The following is a 13699-nucleotide window of genomic DNA, read 5'->3' on the forward strand; positions in this document are numbered from 1 at the left end:
TTCAATGTTTAATGCGTCACCGTCGCGGGACGAAGCGTCAACTCGCCTTTCTCGACATCGATGACGACCGTCTGGCCGTCCTCGATGTCTCCGGCGAGGATACTGCGGGCGAGTTTCGTCTCAATCGTCCGTTGCACGTACCGGTTGATTGGACGGGCCCCGAACTGAGGCTCGTACGCCTCGTCGGCGATGAACACTTTCGCGGCATCGGTGATTTCGATTCGAATCGAGCGGGCCGTCAAACGACTACCCATGCGCGCGACCGCTTTCTCGACGATTTGACCGATTTGAGCCCGGGTGAGCGGATGGAACAAAATCGTCTCATCGACCCGGTTCAAAAACTCGGGTCGGAAGTGGCGGCGGAGCCGCTCGATGACTTGGCGTTCTTCCGCCTCATCGATGACGCCATCTTTCGCCGCCTCAAGCAAGATGTCCGCCCCGATGTTCGACGTCATAATGACAATCGTGTTCTTGAAGTCGACGACACGTCCGTGCGAGTCGGTCAAGCGCCCGTCATCGAGCAGTTGCAACAAGATGTTGAACACGTCGGCGTGGGCTTTCTCGACCTCGTCGAGCAGGAGCACCGAATACGGGCTACGGCGGACCGCTTCCGTCAATTGACCGCCTTCTTCGTAGCCGATGTATCCTGGAGGTGCCCCGACGAGACGCGATACGGCGTGTTTCTCCATATACTCACTCATGTCGAGACGGACGATATGGTCTTCCGAGTCGAACATCGCTTCGGCGAGCGCTTTTCCGAGTTCGGTCTTCCCGACCCCGGTCGGTCCGAGGAATAAGAAGGAACCAATCGGCCGGTTCGGATCTTTGATGCCGGCCCGGGCCCGGATGACGGCGTCACTGACGAGTCGAATCGCATCGTCTTGTCCGAAGACGCGTTGATGGAGTACCGTCTCGAGATTGAGCAACTTATCGCGCTCGCCTTCGGTCAATTTCGTCACCGGGATGCCCGTCCATTTCGAGACGACTTCGGCGATTTCTTCCTCGGTCACTTCTTCGCGGACGAGTTCACGTGTCACCGACCCAGCGAGCCGTTCCGCTTCCGCGAGCTCGCGCTCGAGTTCCGGGATGCGCCCATATTTGAGCTCGGAGGCCCGGTTCAAGTCGTAGCGGCTCTCGGCTTCTTGCAGTTCAAGTTTCACTTTTTCCAAGTCGCCGCGGATGTGTTGCACACGATGGGTCGACTCTTTCTCGTTCTCCCAGCGGAGTCGAAGCGCATCCGACTGCTCCCGCATCGAGGCGAGTTCTTGCTGCAGCGCATCGAGTCGTTTCTTCGAGGCGTCATCACTCTCTTTCTTCAAGGCCGCCTCTTCGATTTCGAGCTGCATGACGCGACGCACGAGTTCGTCGAGTTCGGCCGGCATCGATTCCATCTCCGTCCGAATCATCGCGCACGACTCGTCGACGAGGTCGATTGCCTTGTCCGGCATGAACCGGTCGGTGATATAGCGGTTCGACAATACGGCCGCCGCGACGAGCGCGTTGTCGTGAATGCGGACACCGTGGTGAATCTCGAAGCGTTCTTTCAAGCCACGTAAAATCGACACCGTGTCTTCGACGTCCGGTTCGTCGACGAGCACTTGTTGAAAACGGCGCTCAAGTGCCGGGTCCTTCTCGATATATTGGCGATACTCATCGAGTGTCGTCGCGCCAATGCAATGGAGTTCGCCGCGGGCGAGCATCGGTTTGAGCATGTTCCCGGCATCCATCGCCCCTTCGGACTTGCCGGCCCCGACGATCGTATGCAGTTCATCGATGAAGAGGATGATTTTCCCTGCCGCTTCTTTCACTTCGTTCAAGACGGCTTGGAGCCGCTCTTCGAATTCGCCACGATACTTGGCACCGGCGACGAGCGAACTCATATCGAGACTGAAAATCGTCTTGTCTTTCAAGCTCTCCGGCACGTCGCCGCGGACGATCCGTTGGGCAAGTCCTTCGACGATTGCCGTCTTCCCGACACCCGGTTCTCCGATCAAGACCGGGTTGTTTTTCGTCTTCCGACTCAAGATGCGGATGACGCGCCGAATTTCGCTGTCGCGCCCGATGACGGGATCGATCTTCCCGGTCTTCACTTCTTGAATCAAGTCGCGCCCGTACTTCGTCAAGACGTCATATGTTGCTTCCGGTGACTTTGACGTGATGCGCCGATTGCCACGGACGGCGACGAGCGCCTCACGTAATCTCTCCTCGGTCACACCTTTTCGTTCGAGCATGCTTTGCGCTTGGCTCTTGTTCATGATGATGCCGAGCAGGACGTGCTCGACCGAGACATACTCGTCACTCATGCCTGTCGCTTCACGCTCCGCTGTCGTCAATACGTTCAACAGCGAGGCCGAGATCATCGGTGTCGTCGGCGTTTGAAGCTTCGGCGCGTTTTTAAGCGCCATCGCGACTTCGGCCTCGATGTCGGCGACGCTCAGCTCCATTTTTTGCAGGAGGAGCGGTGCAATGCCGTCCGTTTGTGAAATCATCGACGCCAAGACGTGCCATTCATTCATCTCGCTATGGTGGTACTGTTTCGCAAGTGCCTGCGAGCTGACGATGCCTTCATGTGCTTTATCGGTAAATCGATTGAAATCCATTCTGCTTCCTCCTTAGGCTCAGCGTTCGAGTTGTTCGTAAACAGATCGGTGGGCGGCGTCTAGCGGCAAATCAACTTCGAGTTGGACGAAGAGATCCGATCGGACTTTCGAGGCGGTCATGAACCCACGTCCCGGGATGCGCATCCGTTGACCAGGGCGTGACCCTGGTTTGACTTTCAATTTGACTCGACCGCCATCGAGTGTCGCTACGACGACCTCCGTGCCGTCGAGGAAAGCGAGCGGACGCAATCGTTTGACGGTGATGACGTTCGCTCCTTCACGCCGGTACGTGTCGTCATCAGTGAAGTGGAGCTCGACATACACGTCGCCTCGGTCGCCCGACTGTCCGACTTTGCTGCTCTTGCCTTTGAGCCTTAGCTTTTGTCCTTCGTGGGCACCTTGCGGAATTTTGACATTGACCGTCCCCGACTGTAGCCGCAGACTCACTTTGGCATCACTCGTCAACTGACTGAGCGGGACGTTGACCCGGACCGTCTCATCGAGGTCTTCTTCGACTGCCTGGTCAAAGAAACTGCCGAACATATCCTCGAACCCGAATGTCCGCGACGTCGTCCGTGACCCGCCGCCGAATTGACGGAACAAGTCCTCGAACTGAGCCGATCCTTCCCCGTACCCATCGCCGCTGTATCCTCCGCCGAATGTCGGTCCATCCGGACTTCCGTAACGGTCGTAGTTCGCTTTCTTGTCAGGATCGCTCAACACATCGAACGCCTCTTGAATCGCTTTAAACTTGTCTTGGGCACCCGGGTCTTTGTTCACATCCGGATGGTATTGTTTCGCTAACTTTCGATACGCTCGTTTTATGTCCTGGTCAGATGCCTGCTTCGGCACGCCAAGGACGTCATAATAGTTTTTTGCCATCTCGTTTCACCTCACCTATCCCTTTCCCGATTCTGTTAAGTCTATTCTACCGATTTGGTCAAAGAAGGTCAAAGAATTTCCTCGTTACTTGTCATACGAAAAAAAGAAGGCATTCGTTTCATCACGATGCCTTCTTATCGGTTAGAAATATACTTTCGGACTATCCATGCCCTCTTCAAACACGATCGTCACTTCTTGCTGGCCACCGAGTGAGGTGACGTTGATCCGGACCGGTACGTTCCGATTGTATTCCCAGCGGTTCTCGAGCAGACCGACGACGTGCTGGGTGAACCCGACGAGTTCCGCCCGGCTATAAAACTGGATCGGAATGTCGATCTCGATGCGTGACAATTCCCCGTTCTGATAAAACCCTTTGCCGATCATCCCACTAAAATCAGGGAACACATCGGCAATCCGGTCGCTGAAGAGAGAGAATTTTTGAGCGTCATCGCGCACTTCCGTCGTCGCTTTGGCGGACGGGAAGTAATAATACGTCTCGTCGACATCTTTCCAGTCGCCTGCCGTCACCTCGCCAGCCGTGCCCACGAATGCCGATTTGACATAGTTCCCTGGTGTCGGTGATCCTTGTGACGCTTTCATATACAGGGCGACGTTGATGTCGAGGTCTTTGAAGTCCTCGCGTTTGCGTAACTGGGCGACGAGTTCATTCGCCATGCGCTCTCCTTCGGCAATGACTTTCTTCTCGTCAAGCTTCTCCGTATACGTTGGACCGAAATTCGGCGCTTGGAACACATACTCCCGATTCAAAATCAAAGCGAACGAGACGCCACCGAGTTGATAGCCACTATCCGTTTTCGTCATATAGTTTTGTTCGACAAGCGACGCCAAATAAAGCGGCGACTCTTTATTCGCCTCGACGAACTGGTCTTCGGCCACTTCGGCGGTCCCGTTAGCGTACGCCGGGTTTAGCGGAACGAGACCTTCTGACGTTTTATCTTTACGGCCAAGCAGACGCGATACATCTTCACTCGTCAACAGCTGTCCTTCTTGATACGCATAGTTTTCTGGTTTGAATGCGCCGGTCGAATGACGCATGAGTCCGAGCTCGACTTCTTCAAGTTCAAGCGACGAACTCACTTGACGCTGGGCCAATCCTCGGGCTGCCGCTGGTTTGAACGGAATGACCATTTGGTAATACGAGTCGCGCGCCTCGATCGCTTGTGTGACGCCCTCGGCCGCCGTCTCTTCACCCGTCGGCGTGACTTCCTCTTCCCCCATTGGGATTTTCATAGAGCACCCGCCGAGAAAAACGGTCGCGGCGAGCGTTGGGATAATCAATTGTTTCCATTTCATCTATGTCTGAACTCCTTTGATGATTCAATTCGTTACACTTCGTCCATTATAACAAAATCGTCCGTCGAAAAAAGTGTCGAAGCGGAATCAGTCCCGATTCACAGACAAGCACCCTTCAACTTGTGTTGAAGGGTGCTGAAGTCACGTTTTCGTGGATGGCCGGCGCCGATGTGTCAAAAACAAGAGGCCGAGCACGATCAAGACGAGACCAAGGACCGTCCCCCATGTTTTGGTTGTACCGGTCATCGGCAACGTCGATTGGTCCGGCGTCACCGGATTCGTCGGTTCAGGCACGTAGATCGCATCATCTTCCCGTTCCGGAATCATTTGTTTCACATGCACGGTCGCCTCGGCCGCTCGGGAAACACGCGCTTCACGATTGACCTCGAACGTGAACGTCGTCCGGTTTGTCAGCACCGCCCCGGCCCGCACGTCATAGGATGGCAAGAGCACTTTCTCCATCTCGAGTACGACCTCTTCGCCCGGGACGAGCCCGTTCTCGACTTCGGCAAGGGCCCGCATGCCGTCACGAAGTGTCTCGGTCGTCTCTCGTTGTTCCTCAGTCGTCAACGCCCCGCTCGTCCATTCGTCAAGGACGTCGACGAAGTACAACGTAACGTTCGACGTGTTCGTGATCGTATACGTGTAACGAATCGTCTCACCTGGGTGCACCGTCTCTGGGCGCGCCGTCTTCGTAACCGTGAAATCGGCTTGGTTCAACAAGACGATCTGTTGGCTCTCGGCGTCGATGACCCGTCCATAGGAATCGGTTGCGGCGACCCGGAACACGTTTCCGATTTCAGGGGCGTTCGTCCGGTCATAGTCGCTCGGAATCGTTAAATTGACCGTCGTCTCGACGCGGTCTCCTGCCGCGAGGCCGTTCTCCCCGATGAGCGCCATCAACTGCTCACGCACGTCGGCATTGAACGTTGCGACCGTTTGGCCGTCGATATCGCCGCTAAAGAACTCATCTTCGATGGAGGTGATCGTCAACGCGGTCTCACCTGTGTTCTCGATGACGAACGTATACGGAATCATTCCGCCAACGACGGCTTGGTCAATGTTCGCTTCTTTGCCGACCTCGAGTCCGATAGTTTCGTTCGGTACGACCGTGACGGTCGCCTCGGCACATTCGGCCGGAATCAATTCATCCGCTCCTTCGACACCAATACAAAACGTATTCGTCAAGTCCGTCTCACTTGTCACATCAGGTGCGAACACATCGAACTGGATTGTCGTCGTCCCGACCGGTATCGTCGAGAACGTCCAGTAGAAGGCAGGCGGTCCGCTCACAGTCGTCGGGGGTACCGAGCCTTCCGGACCGAGCACTTCAACCGAGTCTGCGACGACGGTCAACGCTTCCGGGACCGTGTTTGACACAGACAAGTTCTCAATCGGGGTACCCGTCACATCGATGACGAGCCGATACGTCACCAAATCTCCGGCTAACACACGCTCGATCGGACCGTCGGCACTGAGTACCAATTGATCGATGTCGACGGCAGGGCTAGTAGGCGTTGTGGCCACTTCATCTGTGACAGGTGGTTCTGGTTCCTCTGGTGCAGCCGGAACTTCAACGAGTGGAGGCTCGACCGGTGTGTCGACGTCCGGAACCGTCTCCATCCCGTCATTGCCCGGTTCAGTCGACTCGCCTGCAAGCTCCTCTACATGAAACACGTAGACGGCGTCCGGAAATGAATAAGGGACCCCTTCACCGTTATAGAGGGTGAGTTGATCAATCGTCGTCACGTCGACCTCTGTCACGTCAATCATGAATCGCCAAATTGTTGACGTTTCGCGCGCCCCATAATACGTCACGTCCTCATAGACGAGGCTCGCTTCTTCGTACGTCTCGATTTCTTCGATGCTTAAATCAACTTGTGCGTAAATCGTGGTTGGTGTCATCGTCGTGTTCGCGTAAATACCATGCGGTGCCCACATGCCAATTAATACGAGGACGAATGTGATGAGTGCAAAAGTGCGTCGGGTGGTGTTTCGCATGCTGGTCCCCTCCTCTAAGGTGTCTTCCAAACTGTGACGAATGTCTGCGATGACACGCTCCGGCACGGGGGAGAGTTAGAGGATGATTGTGCGCGAGTCGTGGTGTAAGTTCTTGGTGTCAGAAGATTATTTGTACATACTATTCATTACCCTTCACACGTTCCGGCGAACCCGGCGCTCTCTCAAAACCGTTAAAAATCAGGTCAATGAAAAAAGCCCTCCCTTAGGAGGACCTCGTTCAAGATTGTTCTGCCAAGAAGGCGAGCAACGCCGCCTCGTCCCAGACTTCGATGCCAAGCGCCTCGGCTTTCGTCAGTTTCGATCCGGCCTTCTCGCCTGCGACGAGAAGGTCGGTGTTCTTGCTGACGCTGCCTGTGACGCTCGCACCGAGCAGTTCGAGCTGCTTCCCGGCTTCCCCGCGGGTCATCTCATGCAGTTTCCCCGTCAAGACGACCGTCTTTCCGGCGAGCGGTGCATCCGTATCGACCGTTCGTTTCACGCCTTTAAACGTCAAATTGACACCTGCCTCGCCAAGTTCACGGACGAGGTCACGGGCTTCCAGTTTCTCGAAATATAGACCCATCGATTCCGCCATCTTCGTGCCGATGCCGTCGATTGCCGTCAAGTCGTCAATCGAGGCCTCCATGACCGCTTCCATTGTCTCGAACCGCTCCGCAATCAACGCAGCCGCTTTCTGGCCGACGAGACGGATACCGAGCGCGAACAAGACGCGCTCGAGCGAGTTTTGTTTCGATTGTTCAATCGCCGCGAGCAAGTTCGTCACCGACGTCTCGCCCATCCGGTCGAGCGCGAGCAACGCATCCCGGTCGAGACGATACAGGTCGGCCACGTTATGGACGAGGTCAGACGCATGGAGTTGCGTGATCACTTTCTCACCGAGTCCATCGATATTCATCGCCGGGCGTGATACGAAATGAATCAATCCTTCGAGCAGTTGGGCCGGGCATTCCGGATTGACGCAGCGGTGGTCCGCCTCTCCTTCTAACCGCACGAGTTCAGATTCACAAGCTGGACAATGTGTCGGGAAGACGATTTCCGTTTCCTCCCCGGTCCGCTCACTGACGAGCGCGGAGACGACGGCCGGAATAACGTCCCCCGCTTTCTTGATGACGACACGGTCCCCGATATGAAGGTCCTTCTCTAAAATGAAGTCCTCGTTATGGAGCGTCGCATACGTCACGGTCGAGCCTGCGACCGAGACTGGTGCGAACCGTGCGCGTGGCGTAACTTTTCCGGTCCGCCCAACACTGAAATCGACGTCTTCAATCGTCGTCACGACTTCTTCGGCCGGGAACTTATAGGCGACGGCCCAACGCGGACTCTTTGCCGTGAAGCCGAGCTGTTCTTGCTCTTCGTAGGCCGCGACTTTGATGACGATCCCATCAATCTCATATGGTAACTCCGACCGCTTCGTCACATACGTTTCGATATAGTCCCATAGCTCATCGGCCGTATGACACGTCTTGTATTCTTGGCTGACGGCGATGCCGAGACGACGCAAATACGCGAGCGACTCGTCATGCGAGGCGACGAGATCGTCCGTCGAGACGAGCCCGTAGGCGAAAAACGCCAAATTCCGCGACGCCGCAATTTTCGAGTCGAGCTGCCGGAGCGAACCTGCCGCCGCATTGCGCGGGTTGGCGAATAAAGGTTCCCCAAGACGTTCTCGCTCGTCATTCAAATGTTCGAACGACCGTTTCGGCATATATGCCTCACCTCGCACCTCGAACGTGACGTCTTCGTTCAACCTGAGTGGAATCGAGCGGATCGTCTTCAAGTTTTGCGTGATGTCTTCTCCGGTCGTCCCGTCACCGCGCGTCGCGCCACGGACGAGCCTACCGTCTTCGTATTTCAGCGACACGGCGAGCCCGTCAAACTTGAGCTCGGCGACGAAGAGTGGACTGTAACCGAGATCTTTCTCGATGCGTTCGACCCATTCAACGAGCTCTTCTTTAGAAAACACGTTCCCGAGCGAGAGCATCGGCGTATCATGCGTCACTTTGACGAACGCGTCGAGCGGGGCACCGCCGACCCGTTGCGTCGGAGAGTCCTGGCTGCGCAGTTCTGGATAATCCGTCTCGATTACAATCAATTCATTCATGAGACGGTCGTATTCCGCATCTGGAACACTCGGGCGGTCGAGCACATAATATTCATATCCGTATTGGTTTAACTTTTGACGAATCGCTTCAACACGTTCTGCCATCTCCATATGATCACCTCACGCTTTTTCGATCGGGGCAAACTTGGCGAGCAGGCGCTTGATGCCTACTGCCGGGAAAGCGATATCGAGTTCGAGCTGATCGCCTTCGCCACGCGTCTGAACGACCGTGCCTTGACCCCATTTTTTATGATTGGCCTTATCCCCAACGTTCCAACCGATTGATTCGGCGCCGGACGACTGGGCGAGCTTCGGTTTCGGTTTCGAGCTGAAGCCGTTCACCGGAAGTTTCCCCGGCGACTCAACCGGATTCCATGGCATCGCCTTTTTCGCTTTGCCCGAACGCTCCAAGAGCGTCTCCGGTAACTCATGCAAGAAGCGCGATTCCGGGTTGTTTTGGAAACGACCGTACAGCATGCGCGACTGGGCCCGCGTCAAATAGAGGCGTTTCTCGGCCCGCGTGATCCCGACGTAGGCGAGACGACGTTCTTCTTCCATCTCTTCCGGGTCGTTCAAGGCACGGCTGTGCGGGAACAACCCTTCTTCCATCCCAATCAAGAAAACGACCGGGAACTCAAGTCCCTTGGCCGAATGCAGCGTCATGAGCGTCACTTGGTGCAACTCGTCCACTTCTTCGAGCGTGTCGAGGTCCGAGACGAGCGTCAAGTCGGTCAGGAAGGCGACGAGCGTCTGTTCATCGCTCTCTTTCTCGAAGTTTTGCGCGACCGAGAGGAACTCTTGCAAGTTCTCGAGTCGACTTTCGGCTTCGAGCGTCTTCTCGATTTTGAGCATCTCTTCGTAGCCTGACTTCTTCAACACTTCTTCGATCAATTCGGAAATTGACAAGTAGTCGGCCATTTGGCGCAAATCAACCATCAATTGACGGAACTCGGCAAGTTTTGTCGCTGTGCGCGGGGCAATCCCGGACAGTTCGATGTCGCGGATGGCTTCCATGAGCGACACGCCTTGCATGCCGGCGAAATCACCGAGCTTGTCGACCGTCGCGGCGCCGATGCCCCGCTTTGGTTCATTGACGACACGGACAAATGAGATGTCCTCATCCGGGTTGGCGATCAAACGCAAATACGCCAAAATGTCCTTAATCTCTTTTCGTTCATAGAACTTCGTCCCGCCGACCATCTTATACGGGATGTTTGACTTGAGAAGCATCTCCTCGAGTCCACGCGATTGGGCGTTCGTCCGGTACAGGACGGCCATCTCGCCGTAATCGACACCTTCTTGGCGGAGTTCTTTCATCTGATTGATGATGAAGAACGCTTCATCCCGGTCGTCCGAGGCAACGTGGAGGAGCAATTTCTCACCTTCGACGTTCTCCGTCCACAACTTTTTATCTTTTCGACCCGAGTTGTTTTGAATGACGCCGTTCGCCGCTTCCAAAATCCGTTTCGTCGAACGATAGTTTTGTTCGAGCAAGATGACGTGCGCGCTTGGGTAGTCCTTCTCGAACGTCAAGATGTTGGCGATGTCGGCGCCGCGCCAGCGGTAGATTGACTGATCCGAGTCACCGACGACACACAAGTTCTCATGCGCCTGTGCGAGCAACTTGACGAGCGTGTATTGGGCCCGATTCGTATCTTGATACTCGTCGACGTGGATGTATTGGAATTTCTTCTGGTAGAACGCGAGTACGTCCGGCGCTTCTTGGAACAATTGAATCGCCTTCATGATCAAGTCATCAAAATCGAGCACGTTGTTCTGCTTCAATTTCTTCTCATACGCCGTATAGACGTCCGAGATGACTTTCTCGTATGGGTTGTTGCCGACGAGTCCGGCCGCATCTTGAGGCGTGCGAAGTTCGTTCTTATGGTTCGAAATCATACCGAGGAGCGTCCGCGGCTCATATTTTTTCGGGTCAAGATTCAGCTCTTTGAGCACTTGCTTGATTGCCGTCAACTGATCGGACGAGTCGAGAATCGAGAAGTTCCGGTCGTAACGGATGCGATCGATGTCACGGCGTAAAATTCGGACGCACATCGAGTGGAACGTCGAAATCCAAATATCGTCCGCGACGCCACCGACGAGGCGGGCGATCCGGTCTTTCATCTCACGGGCCGCTTTGTTCGTGAACGTGATGGCGAGAATGTTCCACGGCGCGATTTGTTTCGACGCCATCAAATAGGCGACGCGATGCGTCAAGACACGTGTTTTCCCCGATCCCGCCCCGGCCATGATGAGTAGCGGGCCGTCCGTATATTTGACCGCCTCCGCTTGTGGAGGGTTCATGCCTTTGACTAATTCTTCACTCAAGTTATACATAATCGTTTCCTTTCCATAACCAAACGTTTGTTCTTATTTTATCGGAGTGCCGCGACAGTCGCAAGCGCTCCTTCGAAATTGTCATAAATCCCATTGCCGACAACGATCGTGTCCGCATATTCGGCCATCATTCGGGCCGACTCGTATCCGGTAATGCCGCCCCCATAAAACAAGTGGGCGTCTGGTACCGCCAGTCGTACTTCTTTGACGAGTTCGACCGACCCGAACGTGCCGCTATATTCTACATATAAGGAAGGCAGGCGGAACAAGCGGTGCCCCGCTTCCGCATAGGCGATCGTCTCTTCGATGGAGAGATCGGTTTTCGCCTCAGTCACATGAGCCACTTTCGCATCTGGATTCAAGACGATGTAGCCTTGTCCGGTCACATCGGCATGAAACAAGTGCCCGTATCGTTCGAACGCCTTCATTTGATGGCCGATCACCCAATCCACGGTGCCCGCGTTCAACACGGTCGGAATGAAATAGTGGTCGAACCCTCGAAGCACTTGCTCGGGATGACTCATCTCGAGCGCGAGCGGAATGCCGCACCCTTCGAGACGAGCATAGAGCGCGAACGTGTTCTCCGCGTCGACCCCGTCGGTCCCGCCGATGAGGAAGGCGTCAGTGCCGGAACGGATGAGTGCCGCAAGCGCCGAATCATCGAGCTGTTTATTCGGATCTAGTTTAAACACGTGGCGCCACGATTGAAAATCCATTCGGCTTTCCTCCCCTTCGATACCTTCTCTAGTGTAGCGATTTTTTCCGTCGCTTGCATCTGTTGAACAAAAAAAGACTTGCCGCGGCAAGTCTCAAGCACGTCTCGCGTGCGTCTTTCGCTCACGTGCCGTCATCCACTTGGCGACGACAAGTGCGAACAACCCGTACACCGGGATGAACCAAAGCGGATTAGCCAAGAAAAAGCCGAGCACTGGAATATCAAGTAACGGTGAATCCGGTGAACAGAGCGCCGTTCCGTTCACGACCGCAATGAACGGCAACACCGGGACGGCGAACACGTAACCGAAATTGATCCAAAAAGCTTTCATATTCTGATCTCCTTATCCTAAGATGATCGATTCTTTCGGATAGTTGTACATCCGCTTCGGCTGTCTCCGCTGCAAAATCAAGATGAAGGCGATGACACCAATTCGACCGATGAACATTAAAATCGTGAGCACCCACTTGCCGACGTTACTGAATTCAGACGATAGACCGACCGACAATCCGGTCGTCCCGAACGCCGAGCACGCCTCGAACAAGATGCGGGTGAGCGATGCGTCTTCGAAGAACGTCAGCACCATGACCCCGGTCAACAGGACGGCCAGTGACACGGTGATGATGACGAACGCTTTCCAAATGTCCTCGAGCACGATCTCGCGTCCAAAGATTTTGATGGACGAGTCCCCGCGAATGAACGCGACGACCCCGAGCACGGCGACGGCGAACGTCGTCGTCCGAATCCCCCCACCGACCGAGGATGGGGACGCCCCGATGAACATCAAGATCGAAAGCAACAACATGCTGCCTTCCGAGAACAAGTTGACATCGACGGTCGACAAGCCCCCGTTTCGCGTCGTCACGGACTGGAACAACGAGTCCGAGAGTGCGAGCCAGAGCGGTAACTCTTTGAACGCATTGTTATACTCAAACAGGAACAAACCGACGGTCCCGATGGCAATCAAGATGAAGAACGTCGATACCGTCAGTTTTGTGAACAGCGAGAAGCGGCGCGGGAAATTCTCGCGCTTTCGAATGATGCGGTTCGTCAAATACGTGCGAATCTCGACGAGAACCGGGAACCCGATGGCACCACCGGTCATGAGCGCGATTTGCGTGAAGATGACGAACGGGTCTTCTCGGAACGGTGCGAGCGAACTGCCGGTGATATCGAAGCCGGCGTTCGTCGTCGCACTGATCGAACCGAACAGGCCTTGCAGGAACGCCTCACTGGCCGTATCGAAGTAATTTAAGTAATGGACCCCAAGCAACACCGCACCGACCGCTTCAATCGCGATAACGGTGATGACGATCTCGGTGATGTACTTGACGATCCCAGACATCGACGTCTGGTTTTGGTCACGTAAAATCAGCTGGCGCTCGCGAAAACCGATGCGCTTGCCAAGCAAGATCCACATGATGACGTGAAGACTGATCAATCCTACCCCGCTCACTTGAACGATGAACAAGATGATAAATAGTCCGAACGTTGAGAACGTATCGGTCACGACGATCGGGGTCAATCCGGTGACGCTGACACAGCTGACCGCGAAAAAGACGAGATCAGTGAACGTGATCGAGACCCCCGGTTGTCGCGCAATCGGTAAAGCGAGTAAAATGACGGCCAACACGACCGCCGCGCTATAAATCAACACGAGTGTCTGGACCGGTGTCAGCTTCCGAAAGAACAGCTGTAAATTGCGCTTCATAAACTTGTCTTGCATCT

Annotated in this window: 9 protein-coding genes; all 9 read right to left on the minus strand. The window is 55.0% G+C overall.

Annotated elements, in window-relative coordinates; genetic code table 11:
* Positions 1-8 precede the first annotated feature (8 nt).
* Positions 9-2600: an ATP-dependent chaperone ClpB gene (gene clpB / locus NMQ00_RS13080; RefSeq protein ID WP_255177030.1), complete on the minus strand. Its 2592-nt coding sequence runs from the start codon at positions 2598-2600 to the stop codon at positions 9-11.
* An 18-nt stretch (positions 2601-2618) separates the two neighbouring features.
* The gene (locus tag NMQ00_RS13085) at positions 2619-3482 is read right to left on the minus strand and encodes a DnaJ C-terminal domain-containing protein (protein WP_255177031.1); all 864 of its coding nucleotides are present in this window, start codon (positions 3480-3482) and stop codon (positions 2619-2621) included.
* 141 nt (positions 3483-3623) lie between these two features.
* Positions 3624-4796 (minus strand): CamS family sex pheromone protein, encoded by a 1173-nt coding sequence (locus tag NMQ00_RS13090; RefSeq protein WP_255177032.1) that lies wholly within the window; start codon positions 4794-4796, stop codon positions 3624-3626.
* 141 nt (positions 4797-4937) lie between these two features.
* Complete coding sequence (locus NMQ00_RS13095; protein ID WP_255177033.1) at positions 4938-6797, minus strand: DUF7507 domain-containing protein; 1860 nt, start codon at positions 6795-6797, stop codon at positions 4938-4940.
* Positions 6798-7035: 238 nt separating this feature from the next.
* Positions 7036-9030 (minus strand): NAD-dependent DNA ligase LigA, encoded by a 1995-nt coding sequence (gene ligA, locus NMQ00_RS13100; RefSeq protein ID WP_255177034.1) that lies wholly within the window; start codon positions 9028-9030, stop codon positions 7036-7038.
* 9 nt (positions 9031-9039) lie between these two features.
* On the minus strand, positions 9040-11256 hold the full coding sequence (gene pcrA / locus NMQ00_RS13105) for a DNA helicase PcrA (protein WP_255177035.1): 2217 nt from the start codon (positions 11254-11256) through the stop codon (positions 9040-9042).
* Between the two features lie 38 nt (positions 11257-11294).
* Positions 11295-11972 (minus strand): heptaprenylglyceryl phosphate synthase, encoded by a 678-nt coding sequence (locus NMQ00_RS13110; protein WP_255177036.1) that lies wholly within the window; start codon positions 11970-11972, stop codon positions 11295-11297.
* A 93-nt stretch (positions 11973-12065) separates the two neighbouring features.
* Complete coding sequence (locus NMQ00_RS13115; RefSeq protein WP_255177037.1) at positions 12066-12302, minus strand: hypothetical protein; 237 nt, start codon at positions 12300-12302, stop codon at positions 12066-12068.
* Positions 12303-12314: 12 nt separating this feature from the next.
* Positions 12315-13697, minus strand: coding sequence for a TrkH family potassium uptake protein (locus tag NMQ00_RS13120; RefSeq protein WP_255177038.1), 1383 nt, complete (start codon positions 13695-13697; stop codon positions 12315-12317).
* Positions 13698-13699 lie beyond the last annotated feature (2 nt).

This window comes from Exiguobacterium aurantiacum (genome assembly GCF_024362205.1).
Lineage (GTDB): Bacteria > Bacillota > Bacilli > Exiguobacteriales > Exiguobacteriaceae > Exiguobacterium > Exiguobacterium aurantiacum_B.